Below are 14,082 nucleotides of genomic sequence, written 5' to 3' on the forward strand. Positions count from 1 at the left end.
GCCATTACTACTTTTATAAAAATTACTACAATCACAGGGGGGGTTCCTCAAAAAGGGGGAAGCTTCCTTATTTTTATGAAATAAAATATTGAGTTCACTGCCTTGTTTTGAAATAATTGGTAGTAAAAAAGAAAATGGGATGAGTTATATATGAAATTCAAGATTGATAAGCGGATAGATTTCACTCCACAGGTTGGTCATCTTGTCTCGCAGATGGATTATGCGAGGTACACAACTTTGGAAGCGGTAAAGGGTCTAACCAAATCCGAATTGGATTACTTGCCAAGTGAGGATGGGAATAGCATCGGGGCTCTTTTATTACATATGGCCGCAGTTGAGAAAGGGTTTCAAATCGAAATATTTGATGGGAGACGCCCGAATGAACAAGAGATGAAGGAGTGGGGACCGCCGTACAGCCTCGGGGACAAAGGTCGAGAGAGCATCAAGGGGAACCCGTTGGAGTATTATATTGAGAAGCTTGAAGAAGTAAGACGCAGAACGTTGGAGGAATTTGCCCACCTGCAAGATGATTGGTTGTATGAGGATCGACAATGGGATGGCCATCCTTCTAATCACTATTTTATCTGGTTTCACGTATACGAGGATGAAATCAATCATAGAGGTCAGATAAGGATGATACGAAAGATGTTGCCACGGGATTGATGGGAGTAGAAAAAGTGGGGTGAACAGGATGAAAAGGATGCTGCTTGTCAGTATGACCTTCTATACCATTGTTACCTTACTGACGGGATGTCAGCAAAAAACGCTTTCCTTTGAAGGGAAAGGAGATTATTGGGAAGGAAGTTATATCAGCAATCAGACTTCAAACAGTGAAAATGGTGAATTTATGTTTGGATATACCGGGGAAGAGAGCATAGGGGAGATCGAATATTTCATCACTTCCCGTGCAGGGGATAGTAGTGGGAATATCAATGTGGACGGGAAAGTTTTTACACGCTCAACAGCTTGTTCCGGTTGTGCCAAAACGGTTGAAGACGATGAATTTCATGTCGTGATTCAGTGGGATGGGAAAGAGGACTCCTTCACACTTAAGAGATAGTGTGAAGGAGTCTGTTTAGAGTGGAATGGATTGGGGCAGAGGGAGGACGATTACATGGATCAATTCTGGTTGAAAGCTTTTCTATTTATTGCGAGTTATGCCTTATTAATATTTTTGTTTAATAAAGGAATGAGAAAGTGGTTTAAGGTAAAAAAGAAGAAGCACTTCTCCTATCATCATTTAAATAAAAAACATAAGTGGATAGATTGGACGATCAGAATAACTTTCGCTATCTTGATTGTCATTGGCGGCTTCTACAATGCTACCCAGCCTCCACTAGAAAGAATGTGGTTCTTTGAAACTCATGTCCTGCTTATTGTCCTTTTCACTCTGTCTGAAACGGTTACAGCTGTTATGGAGAAGCGATACGCAGAAAATAGGAATGATTATAAATTCACTATTTCTCAGCTAGTCTTTTTTTCGTTGTCGTTGCTATTGATTTTTAGTACGGATTTTTTTGGTGTGTTTGATTAATCATTTTCAAAAACTGGAGTTCAGTTAAGCCATTTGGTCTTTAGCTTTTCTTATAAATTTCCAATAAATGAAACTTTCAGCGGATTCAAACGTATGTAAGAAAAAGTAAAATGAGCAGCCAGTGTAAAAGGTGCCATGGTTCATTTAAGGGAAGAAAAGAGGATGGAGAGCGTGGTTGAAAAGGAAAATGTGGTGTTAGAATGGGTGAAAGCTTTGGTGATCGCGTTAGTCGTTGTATTTATTGTCCGTACCTTCTTGGTCACTCCTATCATGGTGAAGGGATCTTCCATGAATACGACGCTGCAGGACCAGGAACGGATGATTGTGTCTAAATTAGGGGACACCGAGCGGTTTGATATCGTTGTGTTTCACGCAAATGAGGAACAGGATTATATTAAGCGCGTGATCGGCCTTCCCGGAGATACGATCGAGTATAAAGGGGACACGTTATATGTAAATGGGAAAGTTTATGAGGAGCCTTACCTGGATGAGCAAAAAGAGAATGTACAGGGGGACTTGACCATGCCTTTTAACTTGGAGGATACGGCTGTGGGACAACCGACCGTTCCGGAAGGTCATCTGTTCGTGATGGGGGATAACAGAAGGGATAGCAAGGATAGCCGGCATATTGGGGCAATTCCTGTGGAGGAAATTGTTGGCACTACGAAGGTTGTGTTTTATCCGCTTAAGGATATGAGGATTGTGGGGGAGTAGTTTATTTTGGAAAGACGCTATAGTTTTTTCTCTTGTGCCAGGAGCGAGTTATTTACCGAATAGGTTTCGCGACAGATATGAAGACTATGCTGTTTAAAAAAGAATATCAGATCCAATGATGATTCAAATTCCTGAAAAATTATTGGAATTTTCGTAAATGTAAATAAAGACAGGAGTGGAACATATGGAAGTAAAGGTATCAAGAAAAGACGAAAACTTAAATATCAAGTGGCAGTTAAGTAATATCAATATTCCTTTATCTGATATTAAAGAAGTGCGAAATGATGATACATATGGCGGTGAAGAGAAAACAGCAATGAGAATAGGTTATCCATATGGACACACGGATAGAGTCGTGATCCAAACAGGTTCAGAAACGTATATTCTGTTCACGAGTAATGGTGGTTTGAAAGAGAAGATATTGTCGTACATTGGGGCATAAGGAGCACAGTCCTGATCACTACGCAGACATCGAGTTAAGCAAGCACTTATAAACAGGGGGAAATACATATGAACAAAACCATCACCATTCTTCACACCAACGACCTTCACGGAAACTATGACCTGGTCGTACGGCAGGCTGCCTACATAAAGAAACGTGTCAGGGAGCTTAAAGCGCAAGGGGAGAGTTACTTATTGCTGGAAGGCGGGGATCATATGGATATGAGCATCAATGAGTGCCTGGCGACGAATGGCCAGATGCATTTAGAGATGCTTGCGGATGTCGGGTATCATGCAATGTCAGTGGGGAATAATGAGCTGCTGCGATCGACGCCGGCGTTGATTCGAAAGCATAGCCGGGAGACCAGAGTGCCGTGGTTGTTATCGAATCTGGTAGAGGGAGATGGGACTCCCATCGGCGGGGTCAAAGAAACGCTCCTTGTGACAGTCGATAACGGTGTGAAGGTTGGATTATTTGGAGCCACCGATCAATTCGGGGATCTTTATGAGAATAAGCACGGATTCAGGAATCTGGAAACCCTTACGGCCATAAAAAAAGCCGTTGCTGATTTGAAAGAGCAAGGCGCAGATATCATCGTCTTTTTATCCCACTTGGGCCATGGTGCCGATATGGAGATGGCGAAAGAAGTCAGTGGCCTGGTCGATGTGATCGTGGGAGCTCATTCTCATACGGTGCTTCAAAGTCCCGTTGTCGAATCCGGTGTCCTGATTGTTCAAGCGGGGTCTCATGGGCAATATGTAGGTGAGTTGAAAATGGATGTACATATCGAGAATGGTCTTGATAAGATCGAATCCTTTGAGGGGAAATTAGTTGAGATCACTCCCGAGTCAGAAGCCGATGCCAGTATGGAAGCCATTTTAGAAAAAGGTCGCGAGGAAACGAATGAGTTTTTCTCTGAGGTATTGTACACGACGAGGGAAGACCTTACTCATGCTGATATCATTCAGTTCATGGCTGAAGCCGTTCGGGACTATTGGAAGTCTGAGATTGGCATTATGTATGGCGGAGCCGCAGTGGATCAAGGTCTGCAATCCGGCGATGTGACGAAGGGGGATGTGTACAATCGATGCAAAAGCATGCATTCTCCTGTGTTGATGGAGCTTAAGGGTGAACAGATTGCGAGATTGATAGAGGATAGTTTTAATGGGGAGGTTACCTCCAAACAGGTATACGGAAATGGATTCAGGCCGCACGGGATCCCGATTGGGGCTTTAGGGTTCTCTGGAGTTACATGGAGTCGTCATGATGGCGTCATTTCCGATGTTAAAGTGAATGGAGAAGGCCTGGTGGAAGAGAAGGTCTACTTGGTAGGGACAGGATCTCCAATGTTGTATGAAGAAGTATGTGGATACGCTTCGGTGAAAGGGAATAAATTGGTCGAGGTTGGAAAGACAGAGATGGTGAAGGATGTATTTATGAATTATTTAAGAGACGGCCGCGATAGTTCAGTGATGGTCAATCATTAGATGGTGGAGGTTCAGGACGGGACATTTATTGAGTTCGTCATTTTGAGATGGAATTCTGCTTTTTTTTGATAAAATAACCGCTTTTGGGATTGTAAGTGTGCTTTTTTAGCCTCATTGTAGGTTCATTTGTCTGTTCACTTATAAAAATTTCATGCCCTCCTGGAAATATAATCCGGTTTCCGTGACTTATGATCCGCTTGGGGGATTTATGACCCGGTTTCAGCACTTTATGATCCGGGTTTTTGAGTTATGCCCCCTAAATTTCAACTTATGATCCTTTTGTCGAAAAATCGTGAGGGTTTTACTGAATCAGAAGTAAGGGAAACTTTCTTTAGCTTATTGTAAGTGGGGTTCAAGCTATCATTCCTTAAAATTAGTAGGATTAAAACTTTTGAAATTCAGACTAGTATAAGTTGGAAGAAACTACAAAATAAGGTAGAATAAGAACATACGTTTCATTCGGAACTTGATAGGAGGGAATAATGATGACTCACACAAAATATAAACCAGTATGGAATCTCGATAGCATCTTCAAAGGTGGTAGCACTTCACCTGAATTACATAATCATATGAAACAGACGGAAGACAGAATTTCCGATCTGGAAGAAACCATGGGAGAAGTGACGCTGGAGTCGGATCAACTGGTCGATGTTCTTAATCGACTTAGGGACATAAAGATGTCCATATCCCAAGCAAGATCCTACGCCATCTGTCTTCTTTCAGAAAATCCGAAAGACCAGGGAGCACAATTCTATAGAGGGGAAACCACGGTTCTTCAATCAAAATATGACTCTATTACCGGTAGCTTGAAAAAGAAATTAGCACTTGCAGAGGAATCGGAGTGGATGAGCCTGTTTGCTTCAGAGGAACTGAAGGAGTATCGCTTCATCCTCCAAGAATGGCGGGATGAAGCGGACAGGGCGCCTTCACAGGAGGTGTCGGAGCTTATGGCAGACGGATACCACGCCTGGGGACAGTTCTATCAATCATTCATGAGCAGCATTAAGGTCCAGGTGAATGGTCAGGATTTCTCTGTTGGGCAGGCCATCAATCTGCGTTCGCACCACGATGCTTCGGTTCGGAAAGAATCTCATGAGGCGCTGGTGGAAAAGTGGACCGAGCATGAGGGGCAGTTTGCCGAGATCCTGAATCACCTGGCCGGTTTCCGGTTGAATATGTATAAGGGCATGGGGATCGAGGACGTCCTGCATGTTCCCCTGGCCCAAAACCGGATGAAGGAAGAAACGCTGAATGCGATGTTTTCAGTGATGGAGAGATATAAAGAACCGTTTGTTCAATACATGAATGTGAAGGCAGCAATGAACGGCGATGCCAAAATGAAGTCCTACCACTTTTGGTCCCCAATGAATCATGTCCATCAAGGAATGGAATACGGAGAGGCGGCGGCTTTGGTCGAGGAGCAATTTCGCGCATTTGGTACCGAAATGGGACAGTTTGCCGAGACAGCATTCCGTGAAGGCTGGGTCGAGGCAGAAAATCGTCCGGGTAAGTCTGCGGTTCCCATTTGTGCAGGGTTTCCGTTAACGGGGGAGTCCAGGGTGTTCCTGACCTTCCCCGGCACATTCAAAGGGGTATTGACCCTTGTGCATGAACTGGGCCATGCCTTTCATAACCATGCGATGAAATCGGTGAACGGGATGAACAAGTCCTACCCTATGAGCCTGGCCGAAACGGCATCCACCTTCGCAGAGATGATCATACTGGAGGCGACCATGGAAAAAGCGGAGACGGACGAAGAGAAGCTGTTCATTCTTGATGAGAAACTGAAGCGCAGCGTCATGAACTTAATGAACCTGCATGCCAGATTTATCTTCGAAAAGAATTTTCACGAAGAACGGAAAAAGGGGTTTGTCCCTGCAGCACGCTTGAACGAACTGATGGGGGCTGCCATGAAAGAAGGCTATGCCGGTTCCCTGGATGAGATTCCCGTTCATTCATGGGTATGGACGCCTCATTTTTATAAAACAGAATCTCCTTTCTACAACTTTCCTTACACCTTTGGATATTTACTTGCACTCAACTTCTTCGCAATGGCGAAGGAAACGGGGAAAGGATTCGAGGAACATTACATGCACCTCTTGCGGGATTCAGGAAGCATGTCGGCAGAAGACCTCGTCATGAAGCATTTGGGGGAAGACATTACGGAGGAAGCCTTTTGGGAAAAAGGGATGAGGCTATGTGTAGGGGATAGCGAGGAATTTGTGAGATTGGCAGCTTCCCGATGAAAAAGATACAAGGGATAATTGCCCTTCCTTCCATTCTGTTATTATGTGTTTCTTTGTTTTTCGATCTCGATTACCTGCTCTACCTATCGTTGGCCGGTTTCCTCCTGGCAATGGTCGTCAAGCAATTAAGGTTGCGGAATCGGATGTTTGAAATGGGGCATCCAGACCGGAATCTTGATCGGCATGAGGATGGGGACGAGGGTGATTTAGAAATCGATGTCAGCGGGGATGATTAAGGATAAGTTTAATATTAAGGAGAGAACTCATGGATAATATCTTACATAACATAGTCAATCGAATAAACAAGATGGATGGAAGAATGGTCATCGGCATTTCAGGGCATGGTGCTTCCGGTAAAACTACGTTTGCCAAAAAGCTTTTGACGCACCTTGAAAGAAAAAGGGTCAATTATATCAACACCGATCCCTATATCGTCAATTCTGACGTGAGAAAACACACCTCCATTCAATATGAATACAACAATGAAATCCATCAATCCAAAATGACCGCCTGTCATCCTGCGGCACACCACCTACTCGCACTCGATCGGGATATCAAGATGGTTAGGGAAGAGATGGATTTCTACACATTGGACGTCCCTTATGAACGAAGTCAGCTCATCTCGTCCTAAAATAATCTGACGATTGTAGAAGGGATGTCTGTTGCATTCAGCAATCCCGACTTATACGACCTCAAAATTTACTTTTATACGGATGGTGAGACAGAGCTCATGAGAAGGGGAATCCGCGATGTTTCCGAAAGAGGGATGGAGGTGGAATATCTACGGAAAACCCATGAAGAGCGGAGAATTCAATATGAAGTCTTCATGCATCCGAAGAGCGAGCTTTTTGATGTGGTGGTGAGAAATTCGGATGAGGGGCATTGGGTGGAGAAGGATTTGGAGTAGTTTCCCTGTGGATGGTTTATGGATACATGAGAATGAAAATATGGGGTTTTTGGTTAATGATCATGTATTCGGTCCTATTTGGATTCATCAGTTTCCTGTTATTAACGAATGAACCTCAACAGCCCATTATAGGAAATGTGGTTTTTTCGGTCATGGTCTTGATTTATACGATTTATGTGAGAGAGGCATTTTTCAAGACTGCTCCGAGAAATCAGTCAATTTAAGACGGGAGAGATAGTATGAAAGATAAGAAAGGCACGAACATACTGATATTCGTCGGTTGGTTGTCGGTCATTTTGGCCTTCTTCACTCCTTGGTTTTTTCACGGTTTCATCGCCTTTTGTGTGGGGCTGGTCTTAAAAAAGGACTACGAGAAAAAACGGTATGGAATGTTTTTCATGGTTTTAGGGATTATGAGTGAGATATTACCTCATGTGATAGGATTTCTATTGATCGGGCACTTGGATAAAGCGCTTTAAGGAATCTATCAACAGAAGATAAGCTTAGTTTGCAGGATGAGTAAAAGTATTACAATGCATCGTTGACTGAAAATTGAAACTTTTCAGTGGATCCATTCGTAAATGTAAGTAATACGAGGGGGTATAAATTATGAAGAAATTCATAACAAGAACATCATTAGTAACGGCTGCGATACTTGCTATTGCTATCTGGATCGGGAGCCTTCTGATCAATTTTTCTTACGGAGAATGGAGCTTTTTCATCGGTCTCGGAATAACGGTGGGACTATTCTTTTTCAACAGCAGTGGCGGTGCGTTATCCAAGGGGGCCACTCTGGAAGCGAGTGAGGCAGGGTGGAAGATTCAGAAGGATAATGAACTGAAAAGCAATGTAGGGGGAGTGTTTTATGGAGCGGTGTTGTTTACGTTGATCAGTTTGGTGCTGATGATTGTTACTTATTTTTAATGAGATGAACTCCATATAGGGGGAGAAGCGATGTCAAAAGATTATTTGACCAATGTCATCAGCTTAGGTGTTGTGTTAGCGATTGCTGGATTTATCATGCTGTTTTTTAACGTTTATTTTGGAACTTCCAGTGCGGATGCCTGGTTAGCCGGTCGTGGAGAAGCGGATATGGGTTATTACCACCTTGTGATAAGAGGATATATGAATACCTTTTTAGTAGGTGGCGGGATTTTATTTGTGATGGGATTGGTGCCAGTGTTTTGGGGATATCATCAGCTTCAATTGATAAAGGAAAGTGATTCGTAGGTTGAATTCGCCCGCTACCCTAAAAGTCGGAGTTTATGATGATTCTGGTGGTAAAGGTGAACAGGCTGATATGGGTTCAGGATTTTAAGTCTCTCCATTATAAAGGAGTGCGCGATCAGTTGATTAGGAAATACTTTTGTAATGCGGAGAGAACCATACTGTCATCGAAACGGTCCACACTTAGGATCGTTTTTTTATTCCGATATAGGGCTCTCAACATAGATTTGGAGATATATTAAACTTGGAAAAAACAGGATTATTATTATGGCCTGGCGAATATTTTAGAGTGAAAACAGGGAGTGATGGGACGGATAACCAAAGATTGCGATAGGTAAGGAGGAACATATGAGCCAGCATACCAATGAAAAGCAAAAACGGGTTCAAGAGCTATATCGGAAGAAAAAGCGTGAGGACTCTTCCCATAAAATTTGGACGGTGATCGTGTTGCTCTGTGTAATTCCGGTGCTGATCCTTCTTGTGACGAGCGCATTATTCGATCTTGGGGTACCGTTGCCGGAGTTTTTTGGGAGATAAAGGGGGCTAAGGGATGAAAAAAAGTTGGATTGCAGTTGTACTGCTCGTGGTGGCTGTTGTAGGGGGAGGGACTTATTTATGGGTGAAAGAGAATCCCCCAATGGAGATTGGCATGATCGGTCAGAATGAGGATGGGACATCTGTCCTGGTTGAAGTAACCAATCATGGTTTTCGTGAAGCGAAAGTGGTGAGGGTCACAGTCAATAATAATGATGCTCCTGAAAAAGTGAAGATGCAGGTCAGTAATCTTCTGAAAGGATACGTCATAATTGATGATATTGGTGATCAACTTCCAATAGAAGTGAGCTTACAGAACTTAGAGGACGTATCCATCAAGGCGGGTCCAACGAATTCGGAACAATTGGAGAGTTTAGATGCTGGGACTGCGACGAAAGACGATACCCTTTATGCGGTGCATGTGTTTCATGACGAAGCAGTCAGTCGGGTGATGGTCGAGTATCAGTACTTCGGGATGACGTTTCATGAAACGGTGGAGGTCCCTTTTTAAAAAAGAGGACTTTTTTGAATGGAGAATCCATATGTGAAAAAGGAATCACCCTTCTCTATCTTGAAAGTATTAGTGATATGAAAATACTGGAGGGGAATAAAATGAACGCCAAACAAGTTCTACTCATGCAACTGGTTGCCTGTCACGATCAAAATACCTGGTTTGTCTCGTTGATCAATTCGATCAAGGATCTCACCGAGGAACAAGCAACGTGGAAGGCCAATGAAGCCACCAATTCGATTTCTGAAATCGTCCATCATCTCATCTACTATAATCAGCGCCATTTAAATCGATTGAATGGGAGCGAGAATGAAGAGAGTACAGGAGAGAGTACGTTTTTGAACAGGGAAGGTCTCAGCTGGGAAGAAACGATCGTGCGGATCGATCAGTTGATGGCTGACTGGAAGAAGGCGGTTGAAGAGGCAGATGAAGCGAACCTGAATAACTGGGCTGATAGCATTGCCCACCTCACCATCCACACCACTTACCATGCAGGACAAATTCTTTATATTAGAAAATTACAGGGGTCGTGGGATCCGCAAGCGGGAGTGAAGGGGTGACTTCTCCTCATCTCGACCAATAAAGAGGACTTCATGGCAAGTCCTCTTTTATGATTGTGCCATGCTCCTTCTCCCCAATCGCATCGATATCCCGATCGAAATCACGGAAAGAGTTACGATCATCCACACCACACCGGACCATTCGAATTGGTGATAGAAGCTGCCGCTGACGGTTCCTCCGACACTCGAGCCTGCGTAATAGGCAGATAAGTAGAGTGCCGAAGCCTGTGCTTTATCATGGACGGCCAATCGTCCGACCCAGCTGCTGGCGATGGAGTGGCCGGCGAAGAATCCGTAGGTAAAGATGGCAATCCCGATGATTTTCACCCACAGATTCGGATGCAGGGTGATTAAGACCCCGGATAACATGATGATCAGCGACAGGGGCAGGATTCTTTTTTTTCCATACTGATCGGCGAGCATTCCCATCCAGGTCGAGCTGAAGGTGCCGACGATATAGACGATGAAGATGAATCCGACAACGGTCTGGCTGAGTGAATAAGGTGGTGCGATCAGCTCGAATCCGATGTAATTGTAGAGGGAGACGAATCCGCCCATCAACAGAAATCCGATGGTGAAGAGAAGGGTGAGCCCCGGTACTTTGAATTGGCTGAACAGGGAACCGGTCAATGATTTCAGCTGAAAGGCCTGCGGTTTGAAATGGGCAGACGGCGGGATGAGCACCAGGAAGATGACGGTTGAGAGCATACTGATCATCCCGACTCCCATCAATGCAATATGCCAGTTGAAGTGGTCGGTAAGGACGCCGCTGATGATCCGACCGGACATTCCCCCGATGGAGTTTCCGCTGATGTATAATCCCATGGCCATCCCGAGACTCTTCGCTTCGATTTCCTCACCCAAGTAGGCCATGGCGACAGCTGGAAGCCCGGCAAGCGTTATCCCGAGCAGGATCCGGCCAATGATGAGCATAGGGAAGCTTGAGGCGAATCCTGTGCTGACGGCGAGAATGGAAGAGACCAGTAACGAGAAGGTCATGACGGATTTTCTTCCATAAACATCGGATAATGAACCTGCGATTAATAGACTAATGGCGAGGGCGATCGTAGTGGATGACTGGCTGAGGCTTGAAGTGGCTGGTGAGACATCGAACTCACTTGCGATGTCCGGAAGCAGGGGCTGTGTTCCCCACAGGATGGCAAAGGTGCTGAATCCGCCTGCAAACAGGGCGAGGTTTGCATTTCTAAAGGCCGGTGTTCCCCGTTTGATGTAATCCATGTAGCAAGACTCCCTTTCTACTAATCTTCTTTGATACCTCCATCATACCCCTCTTCAAGGAGCACTTCTAATTATGAAGCTTCCTGTCATGAATCCGGTGTAAATTAAATTACAGAAATGTTAAAAACCACCATTATCTGTTTGACTCTCATCTCACGAGGTATATAACCAATGTACAAAGCAACACCATTTTCACTAAACTTAAGGAGGATTTTATTTATGGCAAACAGTAACAGCAATAACAACAGCAACAATAGTAAAAACAGTAACAACAAAATGAGTTACGAAGAAGCTGGCCGTAAAGGCGGCGAACAAACGGCGAAGAACCATGACAAAGAATTCTACCAAGAGATCGGTGAAAAAGGTGGAGAAGCAACCTCAGAAAATCACGACAAGAAATTCTATCAGGAAATCGGAGCGAAAGGCGGAAGCCAGTCCAGTAACTCCAGCAACTCGAACAACTCCAATAGTTCAAACAAGTCCAACAGCAATAAATAGCCACCGGATGGTTACAGAAACACAAGAAGACCTGTCGATCGACGACGGGTCTTCTTGTGTTTAATCTATGGATCATTCATAAGAAGCTAGGTCTGTAAAACATTTTCCAGTATGGTCAGAGCGGAGTCGATATCATGATAGCTTTTCTCAGAGTCATGATGAGTGATGACAAATGAGTTTAATTCCTTAGAGTAAGAAACCAGCAATACGTCAGAATCATGTTCAGAAAATGACTGGGTGATATCACAATCTGAATAGGTTTGGAGCGTCTGCAAAATGGTAAGCAGCTCACGATTTCTTGACATTTTCTTGATCTCCTTTCTTTAAGAAGGGAAGGAATTTTTATTTTTGGGTAATTTTAACATGCTATCAAGTTATGTGGAAGGGGAAAAAGTCATGATTCTTACGTATGAATGAATCAATATCGTTCTTTCTTACTTGATCAGGTGGGTGGTGGAGAGGGTGTTTAGAGAGGAGTGGTAGGGACGTTTGGGTGTGATTTAGTGCGATGAATCATGTGCACTTTGACGCGTATGAGCCGTTCGTAATAAGAGATTGTATATGATGAGTTCCAGGTGACGAATTCGGCCTGCAGCAGGGATTTCTCCTTAGAAGGGAATGAGCGATTTTCTGCACTGGGTCGGGAGATTGGGAAGTATTATGATGATCAGAAGGGGCTCGACTAAATTGGTTGAGTTCTTTTTTTATATGGGATTGAGTTTACGTTACACATTTGAAATAATTGGTAGTGAGCTACTTTAGTAGGTTACGAGGAACGATCATGCGTTTAGATCATTTCAATAAGCGTTTTTAGAAGGTTGAAAGAATCATTCAATCGAGGTCCGTCCCTGATTGGGGCGATTCGCTGATATATTTGATAGTTCGCCGATAAAATGAGAATTTCGCCGTTATATTGAAAATATCGCCGATAAAATCCGTTTTTCGCCGATAAGTGGATTTGGTGGCTTATGATGCAGTGGAATGACGGGATGATACCTGTATATTGGCCAAGGCAGGATCGGTTTTTCCACGTGAGCGGCCATTTTTACTGAGAAATTGATAGCAAATGATAACCATAACGCAAGTTTTTCAAAAGGAGTACATAACATGGGGGCAAATCATGGTGTAGAAACCGAAAAGAAAGTAGTTTTTACTATATTGGGCATCTTTTGTTTATGTGTCGTGGCATTCGTGATATATGGGGTCTATTGGGCTTTTTATGATATGAACAGGCTGCCGAAAGGGGAGTTCCTGTCAGAAGAATCGTCCCCCGACGGGAAGTACACATTGCGGGCATATGTGACGAATGGTGGAGCGACGACTGCCTATGCTGTTAGAGGCGAGTTAGTATTCAATGAAAAAGAGGACAAGAGGAAAAATATCTATTGGAACTACCGGGAAGAGACGGCAGAGATTAAGTGGACAGATGAAGATACGGTGGTGGTCAATGGGGTGTCGTTGGATGTTCCGGATGAGGAGTTTGATTTTCGGCATCAGTAGAAGTGAAGGGATGCTGGCTTGGAGATACATAATGTTACAAAGCATGACGATAATTTTTTCAGACGAACTTTATAAGGTTAATGAAGGAGAGAGCTCATGAAATTTGTCTTTGTATTTGGACCTCAAGCGGTTGGTAAAATGACCGTTGGACAGGAATTAGCTAAAATAACGGATTTGAAACTTTTTCATAATCATATGACGATTGATTTGGTTGGTCATTTCTTTGATTACGGCACGAAAGAAGGAAAGAGATTAGTCAGTCTGTTTCGACGTGAGATATTTGAAGAAGTATCAAAGAGTGATTTGTATGGAATGATTTTCACTTATGTCTGGGCGTTTGATAGGCAAGAGGACTGGGATTATGTGAATGAAGTCTCTCAGCTGTTCGAGTCCAGAGGAGGTACGGTTTACTTTGTCGAGCTTGGGGCAGATGTAGAAGAACGACTTGAGCGAAATAAAAGTTCTAATAGACTTGAACATAAGCCATCAAAAAGAAATATTGAATGGTCTGAAGGTGATTTGAAAAAGTCGATGGAGATATACAGATTGAATTCTTTAGAAGGTGAAATAAAATATTCTAACTGAATCAATTTCATAATGCGTACTTTTAAAAAATCATGGACGGGCCCAAAATAGGTAATTTCTTAAAAAAACGAATGAACTGGCTGATTATGCAACGTTGG

18 protein-coding genes and 3 pseudogenes are annotated in these 14,082 nt (G+C 43.5%); 19 read left to right on the top strand and 2 right to left on the bottom strand.

Annotated elements, in window-relative coordinates; translation table 11 throughout:
- The first annotated feature begins 150 nt into the window (after window positions 1-150).
- From DET59_RS06315 to DET59_RS06395, 16 genes and pseudogenes are all read left to right on the top strand, one after another.
- The gene (locus DET59_RS06315; RefSeq protein ID WP_113968749.1) at window positions 151-663 is read left to right on the top strand and encodes a DinB family protein; all 513 of its coding nucleotides are present in this window, start codon (window positions 151-153) and stop codon (window positions 661-663) included.
- A gap of 28 nt (window positions 664-691) precedes the next feature.
- Entirely contained in the window at window positions 692-1,060 is a 369-nt protein-coding gene (locus DET59_RS06320) for a hypothetical protein (protein WP_142675566.1), read from the top strand.
- 54 nt (window positions 1,061-1,114) lie between these two features.
- Window positions 1,115-1,534 (top strand): DUF4181 domain-containing protein, encoded by a 420-nt coding sequence (locus DET59_RS06325; RefSeq protein ID WP_113968751.1) that lies wholly within the window; start codon window positions 1,115-1,117, stop codon window positions 1,532-1,534.
- Window positions 1,535-1,705: 171 nt separating this feature from the next.
- Window positions 1,706-2,248 (top strand): signal peptidase I, encoded by a 543-nt coding sequence (lepB, locus tag DET59_RS06330; protein WP_113968797.1) that lies wholly within the window; start codon window positions 1,706-1,708, stop codon window positions 2,246-2,248.
- Window positions 2,249-2,432: 184 nt separating this feature from the next.
- Complete coding sequence (locus DET59_RS06335; RefSeq protein ID WP_113968752.1) at window positions 2,433-2,690, top strand: SunI/YnzG family protein; 258 nt, start codon at window positions 2,433-2,435, stop codon at window positions 2,688-2,690.
- A 68-nt stretch (window positions 2,691-2,758) separates the two neighbouring features.
- Window positions 2,759-4,177 (top strand): bifunctional metallophosphatase/5'-nucleotidase, encoded by a 1,419-nt coding sequence (locus DET59_RS06340; protein ID WP_113968753.1) that lies wholly within the window; start codon window positions 2,759-2,761, stop codon window positions 4,175-4,177.
- Between the two features lie 485 nt (window positions 4,178-4,662).
- Window positions 4,663-6,423: a M3 family oligoendopeptidase gene (locus DET59_RS06350; protein WP_113968755.1), complete on the top strand. Its 1,761-nt coding sequence runs from the start codon at window positions 4,663-4,665 to the stop codon at window positions 6,421-6,423.
- Window positions 6,420-6,659, top strand: a complete 240-nt coding sequence (locus DET59_RS06355; protein WP_113968756.1) for a hypothetical protein — start codon at window positions 6,420-6,422, stop codon at window positions 6,657-6,659. Before DET59_RS06350 ends, DET59_RS06355 begins: the two co-directional genes overlap by 4 nt.
- Before the next feature lie 29 nt (window positions 6,660-6,688).
- A pseudogene (locus DET59_RS06360) lies at window positions 6,689-7,330 on the top strand (uridine kinase family protein).
- 32 nt (window positions 7,331-7,362) lie between these two features.
- Window positions 7,363-7,554, top strand: coding sequence for a hypothetical protein (locus DET59_RS06365; RefSeq protein WP_142675567.1), 192 nt, complete (start codon window positions 7,363-7,365; stop codon window positions 7,552-7,554).
- Window positions 7,555-7,569: 15 nt separating this feature from the next.
- Window positions 7,570-7,809, top strand: a complete 240-nt coding sequence (locus tag DET59_RS06370; protein ID WP_113968758.1) for a hypothetical protein — start codon at window positions 7,570-7,572, stop codon at window positions 7,807-7,809.
- A 130-nt stretch (window positions 7,810-7,939) separates the two neighbouring features.
- The gene (locus tag DET59_RS06375; RefSeq protein WP_113968759.1) at window positions 7,940-8,254 is read left to right on the top strand and encodes a hypothetical protein; all 315 of its coding nucleotides are present in this window, start codon (window positions 7,940-7,942) and stop codon (window positions 8,252-8,254) included.
- Between the two features lie 30 nt (window positions 8,255-8,284).
- Complete coding sequence (locus DET59_RS06380; protein ID WP_113968760.1) at window positions 8,285-8,560, top strand: hypothetical protein; 276 nt, start codon at window positions 8,285-8,287, stop codon at window positions 8,558-8,560.
- Window positions 8,561-8,905: 345 nt separating this feature from the next.
- Window positions 8,906-9,094 carry a hypothetical protein gene (locus DET59_RS06385; RefSeq protein WP_113968761.1) on the top strand — a complete coding sequence of 63 codons (189 nt, stop codon included), beginning with the start codon at window positions 8,906-8,908 and terminating at the stop codon, window positions 9,092-9,094.
- Window positions 9,095-9,107: 13 nt separating this feature from the next.
- Window positions 9,108-9,602, top strand: coding sequence for a hypothetical protein (locus DET59_RS06390; RefSeq protein ID WP_113968762.1), 495 nt, complete (start codon window positions 9,108-9,110; stop codon window positions 9,600-9,602).
- Window positions 9,603-9,703: 101 nt separating this feature from the next.
- On the top strand, window positions 9,704-10,162 hold the full coding sequence (locus tag DET59_RS06395; RefSeq protein WP_113968798.1) for a DinB family protein: 459 nt from the start codon (window positions 9,704-9,706) through the stop codon (window positions 10,160-10,162).
- A gap of 48 nt (window positions 10,163-10,210) precedes the next feature.
- On the opposite strand, the gene DET59_RS06400 is transcribed toward DET59_RS06395, so the two are convergent.
- The gene (locus DET59_RS06400) at window positions 10,211-11,401 is read right to left on the bottom strand and encodes an MFS transporter (RefSeq protein WP_113968763.1); all 1,191 of its coding nucleotides are present in this window, start codon (window positions 11,399-11,401) and stop codon (window positions 10,211-10,213) included.
- Between the two features lie 219 nt (window positions 11,402-11,620).
- On the opposite strand from DET59_RS06400, the pseudogene DET59_RS06405 reads away from it, so the two are divergent.
- A pseudogene (locus DET59_RS06405) lies at window positions 11,621-11,848 on the top strand (KGG domain-containing protein); the annotation flags it as partial.
- A gap of 137 nt (window positions 11,849-11,985) precedes the next feature.
- Here DET59_RS06405 and DET59_RS06410 read toward each other — a convergent pair.
- Window positions 11,986-12,204: a hypothetical protein gene (locus DET59_RS06410; protein ID WP_113968765.1), complete on the bottom strand. Its 219-nt coding sequence runs from the start codon at window positions 12,202-12,204 to the stop codon at window positions 11,986-11,988.
- 802 nt (window positions 12,205-13,006) lie between these two features.
- Here DET59_RS06410 and DET59_RS06415 point away from each other — a divergent pair.
- Both DET59_RS06415 and DET59_RS06420 read left to right on the top strand, forming a co-directional pair.
- On the top strand, window positions 13,007-13,399 hold the full coding sequence (locus tag DET59_RS06415; protein WP_113968766.1) for a DUF5412 domain-containing protein: 393 nt from the start codon (window positions 13,007-13,009) through the stop codon (window positions 13,397-13,399).
- A gap of 96 nt (window positions 13,400-13,495) precedes the next feature.
- A pseudogene (locus DET59_RS06420) lies at window positions 13,496-13,972 on the top strand (AAA family ATPase); the annotation flags it as partial.
- Between the last annotated feature and the right edge of the window lie 110 nt (window positions 13,973-14,082).

This window comes from Rossellomorea aquimaris (genome assembly GCF_003315075.1).
In the GTDB taxonomy this organism is placed as follows: Bacteria; Bacillota; Bacilli; order Bacillales; family Bacillaceae_B; genus Rossellomorea; species Rossellomorea aquimaris_C.

What these genes read in the sequence shown, in the direction of transcription:
- DET59_RS06315 (WP_113968749.1), top strand. Translation starts at nt 151, where the DNA reads ATGAAATTCAAGATTGATAAGCGGATAGATTTCACTCCACAGGTTGGT.
- DET59_RS06320 (WP_142675566.1), top strand. Translation starts at nt 692, where the DNA reads ATGAAAAGGATGCTGCTTGTCAGTATGACCTTCTATACCATTGTTACC.
- DET59_RS06325 (WP_113968751.1), top strand. Translation starts at nt 1,115, where the DNA reads ATGGATCAATTCTGGTTGAAAGCTTTTCTATTTATTGCGAGTTATGCC.
- DET59_RS06335 (WP_113968752.1), top strand. Translation starts at nt 2,433, where the DNA reads ATGGAAGTAAAGGTATCAAGAAAAGACGAAAACTTAAATATCAAGTGG.
- DET59_RS06340 (WP_113968753.1), top strand. Translation starts at nt 2,759, where the DNA reads ATGAACAAAACCATCACCATTCTTCACACCAACGACCTTCACGGAAAC.
- DET59_RS06350 (WP_113968755.1), top strand. Translation starts at nt 4,663, where the DNA reads ATGACTCACACAAAATATAAACCAGTATGGAATCTCGATAGCATCTTC.
- DET59_RS06355 (WP_113968756.1), top strand. Translation starts at nt 6,420, where the DNA reads ATGAAAAAGATACAAGGGATAATTGCCCTTCCTTCCATTCTGTTATTA.
- DET59_RS06365 (WP_142675567.1), top strand. Translation starts at nt 7,363, where the DNA reads ATGAAAATATGGGGTTTTTGGTTAATGATCATGTATTCGGTCCTATTT.
- DET59_RS06370 (WP_113968758.1), top strand. Translation starts at nt 7,570, where the DNA reads ATGAAAGATAAGAAAGGCACGAACATACTGATATTCGTCGGTTGGTTG.
- DET59_RS06375 (WP_113968759.1), top strand. Translation starts at nt 7,940, where the DNA reads ATGAAGAAATTCATAACAAGAACATCATTAGTAACGGCTGCGATACTT.
- DET59_RS06380 (WP_113968760.1), top strand. Translation starts at nt 8,285, where the DNA reads ATGTCAAAAGATTATTTGACCAATGTCATCAGCTTAGGTGTTGTGTTA.
- DET59_RS06385 (WP_113968761.1), top strand. Translation starts at nt 8,906, where the DNA reads ATGAGCCAGCATACCAATGAAAAGCAAAAACGGGTTCAAGAGCTATAT.
- DET59_RS06390 (WP_113968762.1), top strand. Translation starts at nt 9,108, where the DNA reads ATGAAAAAAAGTTGGATTGCAGTTGTACTGCTCGTGGTGGCTGTTGTA.
- DET59_RS06395 (WP_113968798.1), top strand. Translation starts at nt 9,704, where the DNA reads ATGAACGCCAAACAAGTTCTACTCATGCAACTGGTTGCCTGTCACGAT.
- DET59_RS06400 (WP_113968763.1), bottom strand. Translation starts at nt 11,401, where the DNA reads ATGGATTACATCAAACGGGGAACACCGGCCTTTAGAAATGCAAACCTC.
- DET59_RS06410 (WP_113968765.1), bottom strand. Translation starts at nt 12,204, where the DNA reads ATGTCAAGAAATCGTGAGCTGCTTACCATTTTGCAGACGCTCCAAACC.
- DET59_RS06415 (WP_113968766.1), top strand. Translation starts at nt 13,007, where the DNA reads ATGGGGGCAAATCATGGTGTAGAAACCGAAAAGAAAGTAGTTTTTACT.